This is a genomic window from Pseudomonas sp. TH37 (genome assembly GCF_016650735.1).
GTDB classification, from domain to species: domain Bacteria; phylum Pseudomonadota; class Gammaproteobacteria; order Pseudomonadales; family Pseudomonadaceae; genus Aquipseudomonas; species Aquipseudomonas farris.
Genome location: NZ_JAEKFD010000016.1, coordinates 32,501 through 55,224 on the forward strand (window position 1 = coordinate 32,501; position 22,724 = coordinate 55,224).

Sequence of the window (22,724 nt, forward strand, 5' to 3'; positions counted from 1 at the left end):
ACGCATGCCGCACACTAAAGATGAATTACCCGACGCGCTGTATAGCGCCGCGCAAGTCCGAGGGCTCGATGCGAGCCTGATTGCGGCCGGTACACCGGGCTTCGAATTGATGCAGCGTGCGGCGCGGGCGACCTGGCGCGCGCTGGTCCGTCATTGGCCGAAGGCGCACGAATTGAGCGTGGTAGCCGGCCACGGCAATAACGCAGGCGACGGTTACCTGGTGGCCGTGCTGGCCCGACGTGCCGGCTGGCACGTGCGGGTGCTGGCCGCCGGTGATCCCGGGCGTTTGCAGGGCGATGCCGCATCGGCCCATGCCGAGGCAGTAGCCGAAGGCGTCGCCATTCAAGACTGGAGCGCGCACTGCGAATTACGCGGCATTGTGCTGGATGCCTTGCTCGGCACCGGCCTGACCGGTGAAGTACGCGAGCCATACGCCAGTGTCATTGCCGCGATCAACGCCAGTGGGCTACCGGTTGCAGCGGTGGATATCCCTTCGGGGCTGTGCGCCGATACGGGCCGCATACTTGGCGTTGCGGTTCGAGCCGACCTGACGGTGACGTTCATCGGTTTGAAGCTGGGTCTGTTCACCGGTGACGCTGCGAATGTGGTTGGCGATTTGGTATTCAATGATCTGCTAGCCGCCCCTGAGACGTTTATCGGGGCCACGGTCAGCGCTCGTCGCCTGACGGCCGGTAATGTGCCGCGTCTGACCGGTCGCGCTCCAACGTCCCACAAAGGCAAATTTGGCCACGTATTGCTGATCGGCGGTGATCGCGGTTTTGGCGGTGCCATCCTGCTCGGTGCACAAAGTGCTTTGCGCAGCGGCGCCGGCATGGTGTCTGTGGCCACCCGAAACGAACATGTTCCAGCCGCCTTGGCGCGTTTGCCAGAAGCGATGGTGCTCGGCACTTCGTCGGCCAATCAATTGATGGGGCTGCTTGAGAAGGTCACGGTGCTGGTCGTCGGCCCGGGGCTGGGGAAGGCCGCCTGGGGGCGCAGTCTGTTGTCGGCCGCGGCCAATGCGCCGCTGCCGCAAGTCTGGGACGCCGATGCGTTGAACCTGTTGGCCGAAGGTGGCGTGAGTTTGCCCGCAGGTTGTGTTATCACGCCGCACCCTGGCGAGGCGGCGCGATTACTGGGGGTATCAACGGCCGAAGTTCAGGCCGATCGTCCAGCCGCTGCCCATGCATTGAGCAAAAAATATACAGCGGTGGTGATCCTCAAGGGCGCTGGCAGTTTGATCGCCAGCCCCGACGGGCGTCTGGCGTTGTGTCATCAGGGCCATCCGGCCATGGCATCTGCCGGTTTGGGCGATGTGCTGGCCGGTCTGGTCGGTGCCTTGCTCACCCAGGGCATGGACGCGTACGACGCGGCGTGCCTGGCGGTCTGGCTGCACGCCAATGCCGGCGCGCAACAAGGTGAATTCGGCCGTGGGCTGGCGGCCAGTGATCTGATTCCAGCCATTCGTCAGTTGTTGGAGGAGCAAGCACCGTGTCTGAAGTAACCCTGTACCTGGCTGATGAAGAGGCGATGACCGCGTTTGGTGCGCGCATCGCACAAACCACTGAAGGGCACGGTCTGATTTTTCTCGAGGGAGATCTGGGAGCGGGGAAAACCACGCTGTCCCGGGGCATCATCCGGGGCTTGGGGCATACAGGCGCGGTAAAAAGTCCGACCTTCACCCTGGTCGAGCCTTACGAGATTGGGGAGGTCCGCGCCTTCCATTTCGACCTGTATCGACTGGTCGATCCGGAGGAGCTGGAGTACCTCGGCATCCGCGACTATTTCGAAGACGATGCACTGTGCCTGATCGAATGGCCCCGGAACGGTGCAGGCTTTTTGCCAAAGCCCGACCTGACCATTACCATTAGCCCGCAAGACAGCGGGCGTTCGCTGAAAATTTTGCCCCAGGGCTCGCGTGGCGAGTTGTGGTGTGCCGCTTTGGCATTGGAATCCAATTAAATGATGGGGTTAGGTATGCGCTTTCGCGCGTTGGTTGCTGCCGTAGGATTGTTGTTTTTGGCGGTGACCGTCGACGCTGTGGCCGAGACGAAGGTCAACAGTGTTCGCCTGTGGCGGGCGCCGGACAACACGCGACTGGTGTTTGACCTGACAGGGCCTGTCCAGCACAGCGTTTTTACCCTGACCTCCCCGGATCGGTTGGTGATCGACATCAATGGCGCATCTCTGGGGTCGCCGCTGAACGTCAATACCTCGAATACTCCGATCACCGCAATGCGTTCGGCTCAACGAACGCCGACCGATCTGCGAGTGGTCATCGACCTGAAAAAGGCCGTCACGCCGAAAAGTTTTACCTTGGCGCCCAACGCCCAATACGGTAATCGCTTGGTGGTCGATCTGTTCGATAACGCCGCCGACGCCGCACCAATTCCTGTACCAACTAACGTCGTGACCGTGGCTCCGGTGCCGGTCACTCCGGTAGATCCGCCGGTCAAGCTGCCGCCCGCGCCGGCCGGCAAGCGCGACATCATTGTGGTGATCGATGCCGGCCACGGTGGCGAAGACCCGGGTGCCTCGGGCTCTCGCGGTCAGCGTGAAAAAGACGTGGTGCTGGCGATCGCCCGTGAGCTGCAGCGTCAGGTCAACGGTATGAAAGGCTTCCGCGCCGAACTGACGCGTACCGGCGACTACTTCATTCCGTTGCGCGGCCGTACCGAAATCGCCCGCAAGAAGGGCGCTGATCTATTCGTTTCGATCCACGCCGACGCTGCACCATCGGCTGCCGCGTTCGGTGCGTCGGTGTTCGCTTTGTCTGACCGTGGCGCTACGTCGGAGACCGCCCGTTGGCTGGCCGACAGCGAAAACCGTTCCGACCTGATCGGTGGTGCCGGCAACGTCAGCCTCGATGACAAGGACCGCATGCTGGCCGGCGTGCTGCTCGATTTATCGATGACCGCTTCCCTGACATCCAGCCTGAACGTTGGCCAGAAAGTCTTGAGCAACATCGGTCGCGTCACGCCGCTGCACAAGCAGCGCGTGGAGCAAGCCGGGTTCATGGTGCTGAAGTCGCCTGACATCCCGTCGATTCTGGTGGAAACCGGTTTTATCTCCAACGCCAACGAAGCTTCCAAGCTTGCCGCAGCGAACCACCAGCAGGCGCTGGCGCGTTCTATCAGCAGCGGTGTGCGGCAGTTCTTCCAGCAGAATCCACCGCCGGGCACCTACATTGCCTGGCTGCGCGATTCCGGCAAAATCGCTCAAGGTCCACGTGACCATCGGGTGAGCCCGGGTGAGACGTTGGCGATGATCGCCGTGCGTTACCAAGTGTCTCCGGCCACCTTGCGCAACGCCAACAACCTCAAGAGCGACGAGCTGAAGATTGGTCAGACATTGACCATTCCCGGCACAGAACTGGCGGCCAAAGAATGAACCAGGTGCTGACCAACACTGCGCGCATCGAGCTGCTCAGCCCGCGGCTGGCGAACCAGATTGCCGCCGGTGAAGTGGTTGAGCGCCCGGCCTCGGTGATCAAGGAGTTGCTGGAAAACAGCCTCGACTCCGGCGCCAAACGCATCGATGTCGATGTGGAGCAGGGCGGCGTCAAGCTGCTGCGGGTACGCGACGATGGCAGCGGCATTTCTGCCGATGACCTGCCCCTGGCCCTGGCTCGTCACGCCACCAGCAAGATTCGCAATCTGGAAGATCTCGAACAGGTCATGAGCCTGGGCTTTCGCGGTGAGGCGCTGGCCTCCATCAGCTCCGTGGCGCGTCTGACCCTGACGTCCCGCACTCGCGATGCCGATCAGGCCTGGCAGGTGGAAACCGAAGGTCGGGACATGGCGCCTCGCGTGCAACCGGCGGCCCATCCGGTAGGGACTTCGGTGGAAGTGCGCGATTTGTTCTTCAATACCCCGGCGCGCCGCAAGTTCCTCAAGACCGAAAAAACCGAATTCGATCACCTGCAAGAGGTGATCAAGCGTCTGGCGCTGGCGCGGTTCGATGTGGCGTTCCATCTGCGCCACAACGGCAAAACCATCCTCAGCCTGCACGAAGCCCATGATGACGCGGCCCGCGCCCGGCGTGTGGCGGCGATCTGCGGGGCGGGTTTTCTGGAGCAGGCGCTGCCGATCGAAATCGAGCGCAATGGCCTGCATCTGTGGGGTTGGGTTGGGTTGCCGACCTTCAACCGCAGCCAGGCAGACTTGCAATATTTCTTTGTGAATGGCCGTGCGGTGCGCGACAAGCTGGTGGCCCACGCAGTGCGCCAGGCTTATCGCGATGTGCTGTTCAACGGTCGGCACCCGACGTTCGTGCTGTTTTTCGAAGTCGATCCGGCGGGCGTCGACGTCAACGTGCACCCGACCAAGCACGAAGTGCGCTTCCGTGACGGGCGCATGGTTCACGATTTCCTCTATGGCACCTTGCACCGCGCTCTCGGCGATGTGCGGCCGGAAGATCATCTGGCCGCGCCTGTCGCGACGGCCATTGTCCGGCCCACCGGCCTCGACGCCGGTGAGTTCGGTCCGCAGGGCGAAATGCGTCTGGCGGCCAATGCGCTTCTGGAACAGCCTCAGGCCCAACCTTCCTTTAATACGACGGCGGGCTCCGGCGCTGGTGCCGGTTATCAGTATCAGTACACGCCGCGACCTCAGTCCGGCGTACCCGTTGCCGAAGCACAGGCGGCCTACCGTGAGTTCTTCGCGCCGTTGCCCGAAGCCAATGCGGTAGCGCTCCCGGCCGGCCAGGACGACATTCCGCCGCTGGGTTACGCATTGGCGCAGCTCAAGGGCATCTATATTCTTTCGGAAAACGCCCAAGGCCTGGTGCTGGTGGACATGCATGCCGCCCATGAGCGGATCATGTATGAGCGCCTGAAAGTCGCGATGGCCAGCGAAGGCCTGAGTGGTCAGCCGCTGTTGGTGCCGGAGTCCCTGGCGGTCAGTCAGCGCGAAGCCGATTGCGCCGAAGAACATGTCGCGTGGTTCCAGCGGCTGGGCTTTGAGTTGCAGCGTCTTGGCCCGGAGTCGCTGGCGATCCGGCAAATCCCCGCGCTGCTGAAACAGGCTGAAGCCAACCGATTGGTCAGCGACGTTCTGGCGGATTTGATGGAATACGGCACCAGCGACCGGATTCAGGCGCACCTGAACGAACTGCTCGGCACCATGGCCTGCCACGGCGCGATTCGCGCGAATCGACGTCTGGCCTTGCCGGAAATGAACGGTCTGCTGCGGGACATGGAAAACACCGAACGCAGCGGTCAATGCAACCATGGCCGACCGACCTGGACCCAATTGGGCCTGGACGATCTGGACAAACTGTTTTTGCGCGGTCGTTGATGAGCCAGCTCCCTCCTGCGATTTTCCTGATGGGGCCGACGGCTGCCGGCAAGACCGACCTGGCCATCGAACTCACCAAGGTTCTGCCCTGCGAGCTGATCAGCGTCGATTCGGCACTGGTTTACCGTGGCATGGACATTGGCACCGCCAAGCCTTCCAAAGAAATTCTGGCCGAATTCCCGCATCGCTTGATCGATATTCTCGACCCGGCCGAGAGTTATTCCGCTGCGGATTTTCGTCGCGATGCGCTTGAGGCCATGGCCGAGATCACCGCGCGGGGCAAAATTCCGCTGCTGGTAGGCGGCACAATGCTCTACTACAAGGCTTTGCTCGAAGGTCTGGCCGACATGCCGGCGGCTGATCCGGACGTGCGCGCGCAAATCGAAGAAGAGGCTGCACGCCTTGGCTGGCAAGCCCTGCACGATCAATTGGCAGTCATCGATCCGCAATCCGCAGCGCGAATTCATCCGAACGATCCACAGCGTCTCAGTCGTGCACTGGAAGTTTTTCGCGTCAGTGGTCAGAGCATGACTGAGCTACGCTTGCGACAATCTGCGCAAAGTACTGAAGCAGCCGCTTCGGGACTGCAACAATTGCCCTATACTGTCGCGAACTTGGCCATCGCTCCGGCAAATCGCCAGGTACTGCACGAGCGCATTAAACAAAGATTCACAAATATGTTGGAACAGGGATTCATCGACGAGGTCGTAGCCCTGCGAGATAGAGGTGACCTGCATTCGGGGATGCCGTCTATACGTGCTGTAGGCTATCGACAAGTCTGGGATTACCTGGATGGCAAGCTGACGCAAGCCGAGATGCAGGAGCGTGGAATCATTGCCACGCGCCAATTGGCAAAGCGCCAGTTCACCTGGCTGCGCAGTTGGGCTGATTTACACTGGTTGGACAGCCTCGATTGCGACAATCTGCCGCGCGCCTTGAAATACCTCGGGACCATCTCCATATTGAGCTGAGTCCTTGCAATTGCCGTCTATCCTTGGGGGTGTGACGGCCCCAAGCCATCTGTTTACCTATTTTTTATATTGAATCCTTAAAGGAGTGCGGCACATGTCAAAAGGGCATTCGCTACAAGACCCTTACTTGAATACTTTACGTAAAGAGAAAGTGGGGGTTTCCATCTACCTGGTCAACGGGATCAAACTGCAAGGCACGATCGAGTCTTTCGACCAGTTCGTTATCCTGCTGAAAAACACCGTTAGCCAAATGGTTTACAAACACGCTATCTCTACAGTGGTGCCGGTTCGTCCAATTCGTCTGCCTAGCGCAACCGAATCCGAAGCAGGTGACGCTGAGCCAGGTAACGCCTGATAGGAGTCTCCTTTGTTCTTTGAGCGCCACGGTGGTGGTGAACGGGCAATTCTCGTTCACTTGGATGGTCAGGACCCTGAGGCGCGCGAAGATCCGCAGGAGTTTCAGGAGTTGGCAATTTCGGCTGGCGCCGAGACCGTCGCGTTTTTTAACGTGCCGCGTCATCGGCCAACCGCCAAAACCCTGATCAGCAGCGGCAAGGTCGAAGAGTTACGCGACCTGGTCAGCGCCGAACAGGTCGATCTGGTGATTTTCAATCACATCCTCACGCCCAGTCAGGAACGTAACCTCGAACGTATTTTCGAGTGTCGCGTGATTGACCGCACGGGTTTGATTCTCGATATCTTCGCCCAACGCGCCCGCACCCATGAAGGCAAGCTCCAGGTTGAACTGGCCCAGCTTGAACACATGAGTACGCGGCTGGTTCGTGGCTGGACTCACCTTGAGCGGCAGAAGGGCGGTATCGGTCTGCGCGGCCCGGGTGAAACCCAGCTGGAAACCGACCGGCGCCTGTTGCGGGTTCGCCTGCGACAGATCAAGGGGCGTCTGGAAAAGGTCCGCAGCCAGCGCGAGCAGTCTCGTCGCGGGCGCAAACGTGCTGACATTCCGACGGTTTCACTGGTGGGTTATACCAACGCCGGCAAATCGACGCTGTTCAACTCGGTCACCGATTCCGACGTCTTCGCCGCCGACCAGTTATTCGCTACCCTCGACCCGACCTTGCGCCGACTCGAACTCGACGACCTCGGGCCGATCGTGCTGGCCGACACCGTGGGCTTCATTCGCCATTTGCCGCACAAACTGGTCGAGGCATTTCGGGCTACGCTCGAAGAGTCGAGCAACTCCGACCTGCTGCTGCACGTGATCGATGCGCATGAGCCTGAGCGTATGGCCCAGATCGAACAGGTCATGGTGGTGCTCGGGGAGATCGGGGCACAAGACTTGCCGATCCTTGAGGTATACAACAAACTCGATTTGCTCGAGGGTGTTGAGCCGCAGATCCAGCGCGATGCCGATGGCAAACCGCAGCGGGTCTGGTTGTCGGCCAAGGACGGTAGCGGCCTGGACCTGCTCAAGCAGGCTGTGGCCGAACTGTTAGGCAGTGATTTGTTTGTTGGCACCTTGCGCTTGCCGCAACGTTTTGCTCGACTGCGTGCGCAGTTTTTCGAACTCGGTGCGGTGCAAAAAGAAGAACACGACGAAGAAGGCATCAGCTTGCTGGCCGTTCGCTTGCCACGGATCGAACTGAATCGACTCGTGAGCCGCGAAGGTCTGCAACCGATGGAATTCATCGAGCAACACACTTTGCAATAAAAGCCTGAGAAAGCGGTTGTGCCGTGGTGACAGGCATTCTGTAGCATTGGTCGGCGCGCCGTGGGTGCGTCTTTGCTTTATCAGATGGAGAGCGCTATGGCTTGGAATGAGCCGGGTGGCAACTCGAATAATCAGGATCCTTGGGGTGGCAAGCGCCGCAATAACGGCGACCGCAAGGGACCACCGGATCTCGACGAGGCCTTCCGAAAGCTGCAGGAAAGCCTGAACGGGTTGTTCGGTGGTGGTAAAAAACGCGGTGACGAGGGCGGTGGTTCGGGCAAGAGTGGCGGCTTCGGCGGCCTGCTCGGCATCGGCCTGGTCGTGCTGGCGGCTGTGTGGCTGTACAGCGCTGTCTACGTGGTCGACGAGCAGGAGCAAGCCGTAGTGCTGCGCTTCGGCAAATACTATGAAACCGTCGGCCCGGGCCTGAACATCTATTTCCCGCCGATCGATCGAAAGTACATGGAAAACGTCACGCGTGAGCGTGCCTATACCAAGCAGGGTCAAATGCTGACTGAAGACGAAAACATCGTCGAAGTTCCGCTGACCGTGCAGTACAAGATCAGCAACCTGCAGGACTTCGTGCTGAACGTCGATCAGCCGGAAATCAGCCTGCAACATGCGACCGACAGTGCCTTGCGTCACGTGGTGGGTTCTACCGCCATGGATCAGGTGCTGACCGAAGGTCGTGAATTGATGGCCAGCGAAATCAAGGAGCGTCTGCAACGCTTCCTCGATACCTATCGCACCGGTATCACCGTCACCCAGGTCAACGTACAGAGCGCAGCTGCACCGCGTGAAGTTCAGGAAGCCTTCGATGACGTGATCCGCGCCCGTGAAGACGAGCAGCGTTCGCGCAACCAGGCTGAAACCTACGCCAACGGTGTTGTGCCGGAAGCCCGTGGTCAGGCCCAGCGCATCCTCGAGGATGCCAACGGTTACCGCGACGAGACTGTCTCCCGCGCCAAGGGTGAGGCCGATCGCTTCACCAAGCTGGTAGCCGAGTATCGCAAGGCCCCTGAAGTCACCCGCCAGCGTCTGTACCTGGACACCATGCAGGAAATCTTCAGCAACACCAGCAAGGTTCTCGTGACCGGCAACAAGGATGGCCAGAACAATCTGCTGTACTTGCCGCTGGACAAGATGATCGACAGTGGCCGCAGCCCCGGTGCTCCGGTGACCGGCGCAGCAGCCAGCAGCAATGAAGTGAATGCGCGTGCGGCAGCTGATCTGCAGCAACAGCAAGCACGTACCAGGGAGAGTCGCTGATGAGCAATAAATCGCTGATCGCCCTTATTATCGGCGTCGTCGTGGCGATCGTTGCCTGGAACTGCTTCTACATCGTGGCTCAGACCGAGCGCGCGGTGATGCTGCAGTTCGGTCGCGTGGTCCAGGCCGATGTTCAGCCGGGCCTGCATGTGAAAGTGCCTTACGTGAACAAGGTGCGCAAATTCGACGCGCGCCTGATGACACTGGATGCACCGACACAGCGCTTCCTGACGCTGGAAAAGAAAGCAGTAATGGTCGATGCCTACGCCAAGTGGCGCGTGAAAGATGCCGAGCGCTTCTACACCGCGACTTCCGGCCTCAAGCAGATTGCCGACGAGCGTCTTTCCCGTCGTCTGGAATCGGGCCTGCGTGACCAGTTCGGTAAGCGCACCCTGCACGAAGTGGTGTCCGGTGAGCGTGATGCGCTGATGGCTGACATCACCAATTCGCTGAACAAGATGGCGGAAAAAGAGCTGGGCATTGAAGTTGTCGATGTCCGGGTCAAAACCATCGACCTGCCGAAGGAAGTGAACCGCAGCGTGTTCGAACGTATGAGCACCGAGCGTGAGCGTGAAGCTCGCGAGCACCGCGCCAAGGGTAACGAGCTGGCTGAAGGCATCCGTGCCGACGCCGACCGTCAACGCCGCGTGCTGCTGGCTGAAGCCTATCGTGAGTCCGAAGAGGTTCGCGGTGACGGTGACGCCCAGGCTGCTGCGATCTACTCCAAGGCATACGGCCAGGATCAGGAGTTCTACGCGTTCTACCGTAGCCTGCGTGCCTACCGTGAAAGCTTCGCGAACAAATCCGACGTCATGGTCCTGGACCCGGGCAGCGACTTCTTCCGTTACCTGGAAAAAGCCAAGCCTTGATGCGGCGTTGACCTGAATCATCCCCCGCCTGGCGGCTAAAGCCTCGGGCGGGGTGATCCTTTGGGAAAACGTGTGTATGATGCGGCAGCCGGGAAATTCCCGGCTTTTTTGCGTCTGCACGTTTGATTGCTGTTTTTATGCAGGCGCCCGAGTTGAATGACTCGACAGGTTTTTCGAGGAAAATGGTTGGCGAAGCCGATTTCAGGCTTTTCGCCCCGTTGTTCATGCGCGTGGTTTGCACATGAGCCGATCATTTTCTGCTTCACTCAAGGCTCGCCCAAAGGCTTGTCGCCCGGATCATAGGGGAATGGCGTAATGGCAACGGTAGACCGCTGGCTGCTGCCAGATGGCATCGAAGAAGTACTGCCACCAGAAGCTGCGCGCATCGAAGTAGCGCGTCGCCAGGTGTTGGATCTGTTCCAGAGCTGGGGTTACGAGTTTGTCGTGACTCCCCATATCGAGTACCTGGAATCCCTGCTGACCGGCGCGGGTTCGGATCTTGATCTGCGTACCTTCAAGGTCATCGACCCGCAGTCGGGCCGGCAGATGGGTTTCCGTGCCGACATCACGCCGCAAGTGGCGCGCATCGATGCGCACACCCTGCGTCGCGAAGGTCCAAGTCGTCTGTGCTATGCCGGTAGTGTGCTGCATGCTCAGCCGCGTGCCTTGTCGTCCTCGCGCAGCCCGATTCAACTGGGTGCCGAGTTGTACGGCGATGCCAGCCCGAGCAGCGACGTGGAAGTCATCAGCCTGATGCTGGCCATGCTGCAACTGGCCGATGTGCCGGATGTGCACATGGACCTCGGCCATGTCGGCATCTATCGCGGCCTGGCCCGCGCCGCCGGTTTGTCCGGCGAAGTCGAGCAACAGTTGTTCGATGCGTTGCAACGTAAAGCCATCGACGAGGTCATTACCTTGACCGAAGGCCTGCCTGCCGATCTGTCGGGCATGCTGCGAGCGCTGGTCGACCTGTGTGGTGGTCGTGAAGTGTTGAGCGCAGCGCGTGAGCGTCTGGCCAATGCGCCGGCACCCGTGCTGGCGGCCCTGGACGATTTGCTGGCGATTGCCGAGCGTCTGTCCACGCGTTTCCCGGAATTACCGCTGTATTTCGACCTGGGCGAGTTGCGCGGCTACCACTACCACACCGGTGTAGTGTTCGCCGTGTTCGTACCGGGTGTTGGCCAGTCCATTGCCCAGGGCGGTCGTTACGACGACATCGGTGCCGACTTCGGTCGTGCCCGTCCGGCAACTGGTTTCTCTACCGATTTGAAAACCCTGGTGACCCTGGGGCGTGCTGAAATCGAGCTACCGTCTGGCGGTATCTGGATGCCTGACAGTACGGATGCAGCACTCTGGCAGCAGGTTTGCCAGTTGCGCAGTGAGGGTCAGCGTGTCGTTCAGGCATTGCCTGGGCAACTTTTGGCCGCCGCCCGTGAAGCGGACTGCGACCGGCAATTGATTCAGCAGAACGGGCTTTGGCAAGTATTGCCGCTGGCTTCTTGAGTTTTCCTGCCGGCCGCCGCCGGCACCAAGTTTGCGCGAATGAGGACAAGTGTTATGGGTAAGAATGTCGTAGTCCTGGGCACCCAATGGGGTGATGAGGGCAAAGGCAAGATCGTTGATCTGCTGACCGAACATGCTGCCGCCGTAGTGCGCTACCAAGGTGGCCACAACGCGGGCCACACCCTGGTGATCGACGGCGAAAAAACCGTCTTGCACCTGATCCCGTCGGGCGTGCTGCGCGAAGGCGTGCAGTGCCTGATCGGTAACGGCGTGGTGGTTGCACCCGACGCCCTGCTGCGGGAAATCATCAAGCTGGAAGAGAAAGGCGTACCTGTGCGCGAGCGCCTGCGTATCAGCCCGTCCTGCCCGCTGATCCTGTCCTACCACGTAGCGCTGGACCAGGCCCGTGAAAAGGCCCGTGGCGAGCTGAAGATCGGTACTACCGGTCGCGGCATCGGCCCGGCTTACGAAGACAAAGTTGCCCGTCGCGGTCTGCGCGTAGGTGATCTGCTCAACATGCCGCGCTTTGAAGCCAAGCTGCGTGAACTGGTGGAATACCACAACTTCATGTTGGTCGGTTTCTACAAAGAGCCAGCCATTGACTTCGACAAGACCCTGGCCGAGTGCAAAGAATACGCTGAGCTGCTCAAGCCGCTGATGCTGGACGTGACTGCCGAGCTGCACGGCCTGCGTCGTGCTGGCAAAGACATCATGTTCGAAGGCGCCCAAGGTTCGTTGCTGGACATCGACCACGGTACCTACCCGTACGTGACCAGCTCTAACACCACCGCTGGCGGCGTTGCTACCGGTTCGGGCGTTGGTCCCATGTTCCTGGACTACATCCTGGGTATCACCAAGGCTTACACCACACGTGTAGGTTCGGGTCCATTCCCGACTGAGCTGTTCGATGAAGTCGGTGCGCACCTGGCTAAACAAGGTCACGAGTTCGGCGCGACTACCGGCCGTGCTCGTCGTTGTGGCTGGTTTGACGCTGTTATCCTGCGTCGCGCTATCGATGTGAACAGCATCTCGGGCATCTGCCTGACCAAGCTGGATGTACTCGACGGTCTGGAAACCATCAACATCTGCGTCGGCTACAAAGATGCAGAAGGTAAGGACGTTGCCCCGACTGACGCTGACAGCTACATGGGTCTGCAGCCGGTGTACGAAGAAGTGCTGGGTTGGACAGAGTCGACCGTGGGTGCCAAAACTCTGGAAGAGCTGCCAGCTAACGCCCGTGCTTACATCAAGCGCGTTGAAGAGCTGATCGGTGCGCCGATCGACATTATTTCGACGGGCCCGGACCGCAACGAAACCATCGTTCTGCGTCACCCGTTCGCTTAATAAGTCGTTGATGTAAAACACGAAGGCCCCTTAATTGGGGCCTTTGTCGTTTATGCCTGTCGAACGGCATGACCTTTGCTGGGAACATTGAAAAAGCATCGTTTCTGACGTGCTATCAATTTGATGGCGTCAAAGCAGAGGGATTTTCAGTGTCGGCCGTTCTCTCACTGTTACAAAGCCGTCTCTTGCGGCCCGTGTTCGTTACCCTTGGTATCGCCCTTTTGGTGCAGGTGCTGGTGGCTGTCGCTCTGACCCGGAGCACAGTGACTGCGCTGGAAGCTGATTTGGGTATGCGGCTGGACGCCGACAGCCAAAAGCTCTCTGGTGAGCTTGAGCAGGCAGGACGTGAAGTCACGTCGAGCCTGGATAGCCTGTCGACCAGTACTCGTCAGCGCTTGACCTCCGGGCTGTCTTCGCGTCTGAAGGACGAGCAGGCGCAGTTGCGTACGACGCTGGAGAAGGACCTGAAGGATTCGGCCAACGATATGGCGCAGCTTCTGGCCTCGGTCGCACCCCGCGCCATGTGGGACAGCGACATTCCCACCCTCTCCGAATTCGCTCGCCGTGCCCAGCGTAATCCCAATGTGTTGTTCGTGGTCTACGACGACGCCACGGGCCAGCACCTGACGCGCTACCTCAACCGGGAGAACCCGATCAACAAGGCGCTTCTGGAAAAAGGCCAGGGCGAGCGGGCGTTGGACAAGGTCCTGGATGCGGCGAAGAACGATCCGTCGGTCTACTACCTTGAAGCCTCGATCAACCCCAATGGGGTGGAGATCGGCAAAGTTTTGATGGGCGTCTCGACCGCCTCCGTGGAAACCGATCTGGCGGCACTGGACAAGCGCTTCTCGGCGCTGATCGCCAGCAGCGATCAATTGGTGGGCGACAGCCTCAAAGGCGCAGCGGCTGACAGCGCAACGGCGATGCGCGGGCGTCTGCAATCGGCGCAGTCCACCGCCACTGAAATGAAAGCCAATACCACCACTGCCGTGCAGGAAGCTGCGGGGACTTTGCGCTGGCGCATTGGCATGGGCTTGTCGCTAGTGGGTTTTGGTGTGCTGCTGTTGCTGGCGGTGGTGCTCGGTCGTCGCGTGGTCAACCGCTTGAAGCTGCTGATCGCCGCCATGGATGACCTGGCGGCAGGTGAGGGCGATCTGACCAAGCGTGTGCAGATCAACAGCCAGGATGAGATCGGCGACATGGCCTCGGCGGTCAATCGCTTTGTGGATAAGTTGCAGCCGATCGTGCGGGAGGCGGGCGATGTGGCCCAGCGTACCGGCGTGGAAATTGGTGCCATGACTTTGCGCAATGCGGGTGCCGATGCCGCGGCGGGCATGCAGCGCGATGAAGTGGCCGAAAGCTTGCGCGCGTTGTCGCAAATGGCTGACGAAGCTCAGTCTGAAAGCCACGCCATGCAGGCCGCTTTGAAGCAAGTGGTGGACATTCGTCAGGCCACGGATGAAAACACTCGGACCTCGGCGAAAGTCGGCAGCCTGATCGAAGCGTTGGCCGGACAAGTCGACACCGGCGCGAAAGTCATCGAGCGTCTGGCGCAGCAGAGTGAGCAGATTGAAGTGGTGCTGACGGTGATTCACGGGATCGCCGAGCAAACCAACTTGCTGGCATTGAACGCGGCCATTGAGGCGGCACGTGCCGGCGAGACCGGTCGCGGGTTTGCTGTCGTGGCGGATGAGGTACGGGCACTGGCGAGCAAGACTCAGAGCTCAACTGGCGACATTCAGGCTCACATCGTTGCGTTGCAGCAGGGTGCGCGCGAGGCTGTTGCAGCGATTGGTCAGGCCGGACGTCAGGCCAGCGAAGGTTTGCTGGTGTTGCGCGACAGTGCGCGGTTGCAGCAGTCGGTGCAGGCGTCGGTCGAGCAGGTGCATGCGGCGATCGGTCTGGCGACCCAGGCCGCGGCGCATCAAGCGCAAGGTGCGCAGGCAGTGCGGGGGCGGGTTGAGACCATTCATGTGCAGGCTGAGAAGGCTGCTCAGGCGGTGGTGGAGACCACGGCGAGTGGCAAGGTGCTGGATGGCTTGGCGGCGCAGTTGAAGGCGAGCCTGGGGCAGTTCAGGGCTTAAATTTTGTATTGTTTGTGCGGACGCCATCGTGGGCAAGCCCGCTCCCACAGATACTTCTGTGAACTCACAATTTTGTGTGTAACAGAAGACACTGTGGGAGCGGGCTTGCCCGCGATAGCGATCTCAGCGGCTCAAATACATCCGAGTCGTTAGGAGATAGACCGGCAGCCCCGACACCACAATCAACAATGCCGCATAAGGCGCCGCCGCCGCAAACTCCACATTTGCGGTATGCGCCCAGACTTCCGTCGCCAGCGTATTGAGCCCGGTCGGACTCAGCAGCAGCGTCGCCGTCAGTTCCTTCATCGCATCCAGAAACACCAATGCAAACGCTGCCCCCAAGGCAGGGAAGATTATCGGCAACGTCACCCGACAAAACGCGCTGAAGGACGACGCTCCCAGCGTGCGTGCGGCCTCTTCCAGTTGCGGCGCTGCCTTGTTCAGCGCGGTGCGAATCGGCGCTTGAGCCAGCGGCAGAAACAACAGCGCATAAGCAATCAGCAGCAGCGCCGAGGTCTGGTACAGCACCGGCACATAATGCAGGGCGAAATACACCAGGGTCAGCGCAATCACCAATCCCGGCAGTGCATGCAGCAGGTACGGCAGGCGCTCGGCCCAGATTGCCAGTCGGCCTTTATGACGCACTACCAGCAGCCCCACCGGCACCGCCAGCACCAGGCACAGCGCCGCGCCACCAAGCGACAGCGCCAAGGAAGACAACAGCGCCTCGCTGATAGCCGCCACCGGGAATGCTGCCGATGAGCCAACCGCCAGCCAATACGCAAGCATCCCCAACGGAATACCGCTGCCGATGATTGCCAGTGCCAGGCAATAAAGTTGTCCGGCACCAGACCAATGTCCTAGGTGAACCTGTTCCGCATGTCGCGCCGCGCCCTGGCCGGTGCGCACATGTCGGCCCTTGCCACGCACTCGCAACTCCAGCCATAGCAGCACCAGACACAGCGCCAGCAGCACCGCCGAAAGCATCGCTGCGTTAGCGTTGCTGAATTCCAGTTCGAATTGTTGGTAGATCGCTGTCGTGAAGGTCTGCAGGCCGATGATCGATAGTGCGCCGAACTCCACCAGCATGTGCAGCGCAATCAGCAGCGAACCGGCCAGCAGTGACGGCCAGAGCAAAGGCAGGGTGATTTTAAAGAACACGCCCCAGCGATTCTGTCCCAGGGTTCGTGCGGACTCCTCCAGGGACGGATCGAGATTGCGCAGGGTTGCCGCCACTGGCAAAAAAATCAGCGGGTATTTGGACAGGGTCATCACCAGGATCGCCCCGCCCAGCCCTTCGAAGTGAGCGCTCAGGGAGACCCAGGTGAAGCTGCTGACAAACGCCGGCACCGCGAACGGCAGGCACAGGATCACGCCCCATAGCCGTCGCCCCGGAAGATTGCTGCGCTCCAGCAGCCAGGCGAGCGACAAGCCAATCACACCGCAGGCCAGCGTGACGCCGATCATCAGCGCCAGCGTATTGCGCAGCAGGCCAAACACGTAGGGCCGCCACAACAGATGCAGCGCCTCGGCCCAGCCGGCCTGCCAGGTCTTGAGGCCGACATAAGCCAGTGGCAACAGGCTGAGCACCACCAGCAGCAAAACCGGCAGTAACAACCAGATCGACGGCCGCTTGCGCCGTGGCACGTAGCCCCCGCGCAAGGCGGGGGCAGATAACGATGCGCTCATCAGTTCAAGCCAACGTCACGTTCCAGGTCCAGGGCTTCTTCGGCGTTGCCGAGGTCGGCTGGCGTGACTTTCGGCGCTTGCAGTTCGCTGAACGGCTTGAGGCCACGATCCGATTCCATGCCTTTGTGCAGCGGGTATTCGGCGGTGGTCTGGGTAATCACGCGCTGACCTTCTTCGCTGGCCATGTAGGCGAGGAATTGTTGGGCTTCCTTCGGATGCTTGCTGGATTTCAGCACCGCAGCGCTGGAAACGGTGATCAGTCCGCCGACATCACCGCCGGTGAAATAATGCAGTTTCGAATCGAGCTGGCCTTTTTCACGCTGCAAGGCGAACCAGTAGTAATTGTTCACCAGCACGGTGGCGACTTCACCGTTTTCCACAGCCTTCAGCGCGACCATGTTGTTGCTGTAGGTCTTGCCGAAAGCGCGCAGGCCGGTCAGCCATTCTTCGGCCGCATCCATGCCGTGCACTTTGATGATTGCTACAGCCTGTTCCTGGAATGCGCCGCTGGTGGGCACGAAGCCGACCTTGCCTTGCCATTTCGGATCAGAGAACTCCATTACTGACTTGGGCAGGTCTTTTTCATCGATCAACTTGGGATTGAACGCAACCACGCGGACTCGCGCAGTGATACCGATCCAGGTGCCGTTGCCGGCAACGTAGTCCTTGGGCAGAACGGCGAGGGTAGTAGCGTCGGTTTTCGCCAGCAGGCCTTGTTCGCCGAGTTTGTTCAGTGGTGGGGATTCTTCGGTGTAGATCACGTCGGCGGGGGAGCGATCGCCTTCTTCGGCGATCTGGCTGGCGAGCTGGTTGCTGCTGCCCTTGCGCACATTGACGTGAATCCCGGTCTTGGCTTCGAAGGCTTTGGCGACGGCGTCGCCGACTTCTTTGTGTTGGCCGTTGTAGAGTGTCAGGGAAACCGGATCGGCGGCTTGGGTGAGGGGAGTGGCGAGTGTCAGGCCGAGCAGGGTAATGGTCAGGCCGCGGCGCAGGGTATTTCGAAACATCATTCGCAGGGTTCCTCACTGTCGCATTGCAAAATCTTGCAACAATGATAAACGATATTGTTTCTCATGTGCGTCTTGCGGGTTCTGAGGAGTGTTTGCTAGAGGGGGTGGGCAGGCTTAATGATCTCCCGTAGGAGCTGCCGAAGGCTGCGATCTTTTGATCTTGATTGTTGGCGCAGCTGAATCGCTGAAGATCAAAAGATCGCAGCCTTCGGCAGCTCCTACAGAGGCCGTACTGACATGTTCGTGGGGGTTTTCGAAAGCCAGAAACGCAAAAACCCGCTTTCGCGGGTTTCTGTGAAATTCAAGATCGTGACCTTGAATTTGAATTGGTGCCCAGAAGAAGACTCGAACTTCCACGACCTTGCGGTCACCAGCACCTGAAGCTGGCGTGTCTACCAATTTCACCATCTGGGCATAATCTTCAGCGTTGCCGCTGTTGATGTGGCGCACTATACGGAGAGCATTTTGATCTGTAAACCCCTGATTTAGTTTTAATAAATCGGAAGCTTAAAATGCAAAAACCCGCTTTCGCGGGTTTTTGTGTGAGCCTTGAAATTGTTCTAATCTCAAGCTCGAAATTGGTGCCCAGAAGAAGACTCGAACTTCCACGACCTTGCGGTCACCAGCACCTGAAGCTGGCGTGTCTACCAATTTCACCATCTGGGCAGTATCGGCAGCGCGTGTGCGTCGTCGATGGCGCGCACTATACGGAGCGTCTTTTTAACTGTAAACCCCCGACACCGAAAAAACCTGGAAAATTTCTCCAGTGGTATTCAAATCAGCTTTGCGATGTCGATAAAGGGCTTTAGATGGGCTGTCATAGCCTGAAATTTCCCGTTTCATTACGCCTATGCCAAACTAACCCGCATATAGACAAGGTGAAAACTCTCTAATGGCCGATTGGCAGTCCCTCGATCCCGAGGCCGCTCGTGAAGCGGAAAAATATGAAAACCCTATTCCTAGCCGCGAACTGATCCTTCAGCACCTTGCTGATCGAGGTTCGCCTGCTAACCGCGAGCAGCTGGTCGAAGAGTTTGGTCTGACCACAGAAGACCAGATCGAAGCCCTGCGTCGCCGCCTGCGCGCCATGGAGCGCGACGCTCAACTCATCTATACCCGTCGCGGCACTTATGCGCCGGTGGACAAGCTCGACCTGATCCTGGGCCGTATCAGCGGTCACCGTGACGGCTTCGGCTTCCTGGTCCCGGACGACGGCAGTGACGACCTGTTCATGAGCCCGGGGCAAATGCGCCTGGTGTTCGATGGCGACCGTGCCCTGGCCCGTGTTTCCGGCCTCGACCGTCGCGGTCGCCGCGAAGGCATGATCGTTGAAGTGGTGTCCCGTGCCCACGAGACCATCGTCGGTCGTTACTTCGAAGAGGGCGGTATCGGTTTCGTCGTCGCGGACAATCCGAAGATCCAGCAAGAAGTGCTGGTGACTCCGGGCCGCAACGCCAACGCCCAGATCGGTCAGTTCGTCGAAGTGAAGATCACCCACTGGCCGACGCCACGCTTCCAGCCGCAAGGCGACGTGGTCGAAGTCGTGGGTAACTACATGGCGCCGGGCATGGAAATCGATGTCGCCCTGCGCACCTACGATATTCCTCACGTCTGGCCTGAAGCGGTGCTCAAAGAAGCCGCCAAGCTCAAGCCGGAAGTCGAAGAGAAAGACAAAGAGAAGCGCATTGACCTGCGCCATCTGCCGTTCGTGACCATCGACGGTGAAGATGCGCGCGACTTCGATGACGCGGTCTACTGCGAAGCCAAGCCGGGCAAGCTGCGCCTGTTCTCCGGTGGCTGGAAGTTGTACGTGGCGATTGCCGACGTTTCCAGCTACGTGAAAATCGGTTCGGCACTGGATAACGAATCCCAGGTTCGTGGCAACTCGGTGTACTTCCCCGAGCGTGTCGTGCCGATGTTGCCTGAGCAGCTGTCCAACGGCCTTTGCTCGCTGAACCCGCACGTCGATCGCCTGGCCATGGTCTGCGAGATGACCATCTCCAAATCCGGCGAGATGACCGACTACTGCTTCTACGAAGCGGTGATCCACTCCCACGCCCGCCTGACCTATAACAAGGTCAGCGCCATGCTGGAGACGCCGAAAGCTACCGAAGCACGTCAGCTTCGTGGTGAATACACCGACGTCCTGCCGCACCTCAAGCAGCTGTACGCGCTGTACAAGGTTCTGCTGGCGGCCCGTCACGTGCGCGGCGCGATCGATTTCGAAACGCAGGAAACCCGGATCATCTTCGGTTCCGAGCGCAAGATTGCCGAAATCCGCCCGACCGTTCGCAACGACGCCCACAAGCTGATCGAGGAATGCATGCTGGCGGCCAACGTGGCCACTGCCGAATTCCTGAAAAAGCACGAAATCCCAGCGTTGTATCGTGTCCATGACGGCCCGCCACCGGAGCGTCTGGAAAAACTGCGCGCCTTCCTTGGCGAGCTCGGCCTGTCCCTGCACAAAGGCAAGGATGGTCCGTCGCCGAAGGATTACCAGGCTTTGCTGGCCAGCATCAAGGACCGTCCGGATTTCCACCTGATCCAGACCGTCATGCTGCGTTCGTTGAGCCAAGCGGTGTACAGCGCTGATAACCAGGGCCACTTCGGCCTGAATTACGAAGCCTATACCCACTTCACTTCGCCGATTCGCCGCTACCCGGACTTGCTCACGCACCGGGCGATTCGCAGCGTCATCCATTCGAAAATGGACACCCCGCACGTTCGCCGTGCCGGCGCGATGATCATTCCGAAAGCGCGCATCTATCCGTACGACGAAGCGATCCTGGAGCAGCTCGGCGAGCAGTGCTCGATGAGCGAGCGCCGTGCCGACGAAGCGACCCGCGACGTAGTGAACTGGCTCAAGTGCGAGTTCATGAAAGACCGCGTGGGCGAATCGTTCCCGGGTGTGATCACCGCCGTGACCGGTTTCGGGCTGTTCGTCGAACTGACCGACATTTACGTCGAAGGCCTGGTGCACGTCACCGCGCTGCCGGGTGATTACTACCACTTCGATCCTGTACACCACCGCCTCGCCGGTGAGCGTACCGGTCGCAGCTTCCGCCTTGGCGACACGGTTGAAGTGCGCGTCATGCGCGTCGACCTCGACGAGCGCAAGATCGACTTTGAGATGGCTGAAAAAACCATCAGCGCGCCGATCGGCCGCAAGAAGCGTGGGGCTGAAACTACTGCGCCTGCTGCCAAATCCGTCGCAGAACCGGCGCCGGCGAAAACCGGCCGTCGTCCTGCCAAGGAAAAGGCTGTCGAAGCCTATCGCCCGAGCGATGCCGCGGCAAAAAATGCCGAGTTGCGCAAAAGTCGTGAACTGAAACAGGCGTTGCTGTCTGAAGCGAAAAGCGGCGGTAAAGCGGCGTCTGGGGGAAAGACCGGGCGGTCGGCGCCTGAGAAGGCCTCCGGCGGCAAGCCAGCAAAACCGAGCAAACACCGTAAAGGCCCGCCAAAAGCGGGTTCCGCTCCAGCCGCCAGAAGCGGCGGGGCGCGTAAACCTAAGGCCAAGTCATGAGTCAGTTGGAAAAGATCTATGGCGTGCACGCTGTAGAAGCGTTGCTGCGTCACCACCCAAAACGCGTCAAGCAGATCTGGCTGGCTGAAGGCCGCAGTGATCCGCGGGTGCAGACGCTGATCGCACTCGCTGCCGAAAATCGCGTAGCGGTCGGTCAGGCTGAGCGTCGTGAGCTGGATGCGTGGGTAGAAGGTGTGCACCAGGGCGTGGTCGCGGACGTTAGTCCGAGTCAGGTCTGGGGCGAAGCGATGCTCGACGAATTGCTCGATCGTACCGAAGGCGCGCCGCTGTTGCTGGTGCTCGACGGCGTGACCGATCCGCACAACCTCGGCGCTTGCCTGCGTTCGGCCGATGCGGCCGGTGCGCTGGCGGTGATCGTGCCAAAGGACAAGTCAGCCACCCTGACCCCGACGGTGCGTAAAGTCGCCTGCGGCGCGGCGGAAGTGATTCCGTTGGTGGCGGTGACCAACCTGGCGCGCACCCTGGAAAAACTCAAGCAGCGTGGCTTGTGGGTCGTCGGTACGGCGGGCGAGGCTGAGCAGGAGCTGTATCAGCAAGACCTGACCGGCCCGACCATCCTGATCATGGGCGCGGAAGGCAGCGGAATGCGCCGCCTGACTCGCGATCTTTGCGACTACCTGGTGCGTCTGCCAATGGCGGGCAGTGTCAGCAGTCTCAACGTTTCGGTAGCGACAGGCGTTTGCCTGTTCGAGGCCTTGCGCCAGCGCGGTGTCAAAGCTGCCGGGACCGCCAAGAAGTCCTGATCCGGTTGTAATCCCTGTGGGAGCGAGCCTGCTCGCGATAGCGGAGTTACATTCAGCATAAATGTTGAATGGTGCACCCCATCGCGAGCAGGCTCGCTCCCACAGTGGCTTTGTGTCTGGGCGAAGATTGGGGTTGTTCAAATAATCACCAATTGCCTTGCGCCTCTTCTGTCCCTTCTCTACAATTGCGCCCCTTGCTGTGACGGCAGGCACGCATGTGTCTATCGCAAGCAAGTCCATTAGTGTCATTCACTCCTTGTCTGACCGCTTTTGAGCGGCAGGCTACAACCCGTAAGGAGCATTCATGCGTCATTACGAAATCATCTTTTTGGTCCACCCGGATCAAAGCGAGCAAGTCGGCGGCATGGTTGAGCGTTACACCAAGCTGATCGAAGAAGACGGCGGCAAAATCCACCGTCTGGAAGATTGGGGCCGTCGTCAACTGGCCTACGCAATCAACAATGTTCACAAGGCTCACTACGTGATGCTGAACGTTGAGTGCACTGGCAAGGCCCTGGCCGAGCTGGAAGACAACTTCCGCTACAACGATGCAGTGATCCGTAACCTGGTCATCCGTCGCGAAGAAGCCGTTACCGGCCAATCCGAGATGCTCAAGGCTGAAGAAAACCGCAGTGAGCGCCGTGAGCGTCGCGACCGTCCTGAGCACTCCGACGCTGATAGCGTTGATGGTGATGACAGCGACGCCAGCGATAACGCTGACGAGTAATCCAC

General features: G+C 59.8%; 17 protein-coding genes and 2 tRNA genes. 15 read left to right on the plus strand and 4 right to left on the minus strand.

Annotation, left to right across the window (positions count from 1 at the left end; all coding sequences use genetic code 11):
* Positions 1–4: 4 nt before the first annotated feature.
* From JFU11_RS27375 to JFU11_RS27430, 12 genes are all read left to right on the plus strand, one after another.
* Entirely contained in the window at positions 5–1,504 is a 1,500-nt protein-coding gene (locus JFU11_RS27375; RefSeq protein WP_201062708.1) for an NAD(P)H-hydrate dehydratase, read from the plus strand.
* On the plus strand, positions 1,492–1,962 hold the full coding sequence (tsaE, locus tag JFU11_RS27380) for a tRNA (adenosine(37)-N6)-threonylcarbamoyltransferase complex ATPase subunit type 1 TsaE (RefSeq protein ID WP_038978707.1): 471 nt from the start codon (positions 1,492–1,494) through the stop codon (positions 1,960–1,962). Before JFU11_RS27375 ends, tsaE begins: the two co-directional genes overlap by 13 nt.
* Positions 1,963–3,390 (plus strand): N-acetylmuramoyl-L-alanine amidase, encoded by a 1,428-nt coding sequence (locus tag JFU11_RS27385; RefSeq protein ID WP_123721496.1) that lies wholly within the window; start codon positions 1,963–1,965, stop codon positions 3,388–3,390.
* 8 nt (positions 3,391–3,398) lie between these two features.
* On the plus strand, positions 3,399–5,297 hold the full coding sequence (gene mutL, locus JFU11_RS27390) for a DNA mismatch repair endonuclease MutL (RefSeq protein WP_187326449.1): 1,899 nt from the start codon (positions 3,399–3,401) through the stop codon (positions 5,295–5,297).
* Positions 5,297–6,268, plus strand: a complete 972-nt coding sequence (gene miaA / locus JFU11_RS27395) for a tRNA (adenosine(37)-N6)-dimethylallyltransferase MiaA (RefSeq protein ID WP_123721494.1) — start codon at positions 5,297–5,299, stop codon at positions 6,266–6,268. Before mutL ends, miaA begins: the two co-directional genes overlap by 1 nt.
* A 94-nt stretch (positions 6,269–6,362) precedes the next feature.
* Entirely contained in the window at positions 6,363–6,623 is a 261-nt protein-coding gene (gene hfq, locus JFU11_RS27400) for an RNA chaperone Hfq (protein WP_007902656.1), read from the plus strand.
* A gap of 12 nt (positions 6,624–6,635) precedes the next feature.
* On the plus strand, positions 6,636–7,937 hold the full coding sequence (gene hflX, locus JFU11_RS27405) for a ribosome rescue GTPase HflX (protein WP_201062709.1): 1,302 nt from the start codon (positions 6,636–6,638) through the stop codon (positions 7,935–7,937).
* A gap of 96 nt (positions 7,938–8,033) precedes the next feature.
* On the plus strand, positions 8,034–9,206 hold the full coding sequence (gene hflK / locus JFU11_RS27410; protein ID WP_038978711.1) for an FtsH protease activity modulator HflK: 1,173 nt from the start codon (positions 8,034–8,036) through the stop codon (positions 9,204–9,206).
* Positions 9,206–10,075 carry a protease modulator HflC gene (gene hflC / locus JFU11_RS27415; RefSeq protein ID WP_038978712.1) on the plus strand — a complete coding sequence of 290 codons (870 nt, stop codon included), beginning with the start codon at positions 9,206–9,208 and terminating at the stop codon, positions 10,073–10,075. The genes hflK and hflC overlap by 1 nt, the downstream gene beginning before the upstream one ends.
* Positions 10,076–10,390: 315 nt before the next feature.
* Complete coding sequence (locus tag JFU11_RS27420) at positions 10,391–11,578, plus strand: ATP phosphoribosyltransferase regulatory subunit (protein ID WP_007902665.1); 1,188 nt, start codon at positions 10,391–10,393, stop codon at positions 11,576–11,578.
* Positions 11,579–11,632: 54 nt separating this feature from the next.
* Positions 11,633–12,922 carry an adenylosuccinate synthase gene (locus JFU11_RS27425; protein ID WP_201062710.1) on the plus strand — a complete coding sequence of 430 codons (1,290 nt, stop codon included), beginning with the start codon at positions 11,633–11,635 and terminating at the stop codon, positions 12,920–12,922.
* Positions 12,923–13,071: 149 nt separating this feature from the next.
* Positions 13,072–15,006, plus strand: coding sequence for a methyl-accepting chemotaxis protein (locus JFU11_RS27430; RefSeq protein WP_123721727.1), 1,935 nt, complete (start codon positions 13,072–13,074; stop codon positions 15,004–15,006).
* A gap of 123 nt (positions 15,007–15,129) precedes the next feature.
* On the opposite strand, the gene JFU11_RS27435 is transcribed toward JFU11_RS27430, so the two are convergent.
* The 4 genes from JFU11_RS27435 to JFU11_RS27450 all read right to left on the minus strand — a co-directional run bounded on the left by JFU11_RS27435 (position 15,130) and on the right by JFU11_RS27450 (position 18,371).
* Entirely contained in the window at positions 15,130–16,695 is a 1,566-nt protein-coding gene (locus JFU11_RS27435; protein ID WP_201062712.1) for an iron ABC transporter permease, read from the minus strand.
* Positions 16,695–17,705: an iron ABC transporter substrate-binding protein gene (locus JFU11_RS27440; protein ID WP_201062713.1), complete on the minus strand. Its 1,011-nt coding sequence runs from the start codon at positions 17,703–17,705 to the stop codon at positions 16,695–16,697. Before JFU11_RS27440 ends, JFU11_RS27435 begins: the two co-directional genes overlap by 1 nt.
* 327 nt (positions 17,706–18,032) lie before the next feature.
* A tRNA-Leu gene (locus tag JFU11_RS27445) sits at positions 18,033–18,119 on the minus strand.
* A 165-nt stretch (positions 18,120–18,284) separates the two neighbouring features.
* Positions 18,285–18,371: transfer RNA gene (locus JFU11_RS27450), tRNA-Leu, on the minus strand.
* A gap of 226 nt (positions 18,372–18,597) precedes the next feature.
* Between JFU11_RS27450 and rnr the strand changes: the two genes are divergently transcribed.
* The 3 genes from rnr to rpsF all read left to right on the plus strand — a co-directional run bounded on the left by rnr (position 18,598) and on the right by rpsF (position 22,719).
* Positions 18,598–21,228, plus strand: coding sequence for a ribonuclease R (rnr, locus tag JFU11_RS27455; protein ID WP_123721491.1), 2,631 nt, complete (start codon positions 18,598–18,600; stop codon positions 21,226–21,228).
* Positions 21,225–21,992, plus strand: coding sequence for a 23S rRNA (guanosine(2251)-2'-O)-methyltransferase RlmB (gene rlmB / locus JFU11_RS27460; RefSeq protein WP_123358679.1), 768 nt, complete (start codon positions 21,225–21,227; stop codon positions 21,990–21,992). The genes rnr and rlmB overlap by 4 nt, the downstream gene beginning before the upstream one ends.
* A 304-nt stretch (positions 21,993–22,296) precedes the next feature.
* Positions 22,297–22,719: a 30S ribosomal protein S6 gene (gene rpsF / locus JFU11_RS27465; RefSeq protein ID WP_095052890.1), complete on the plus strand. Its 423-nt coding sequence runs from the start codon at positions 22,297–22,299 to the stop codon at positions 22,717–22,719.
* Positions 22,720–22,724: the final 5 nt, after the last annotated feature.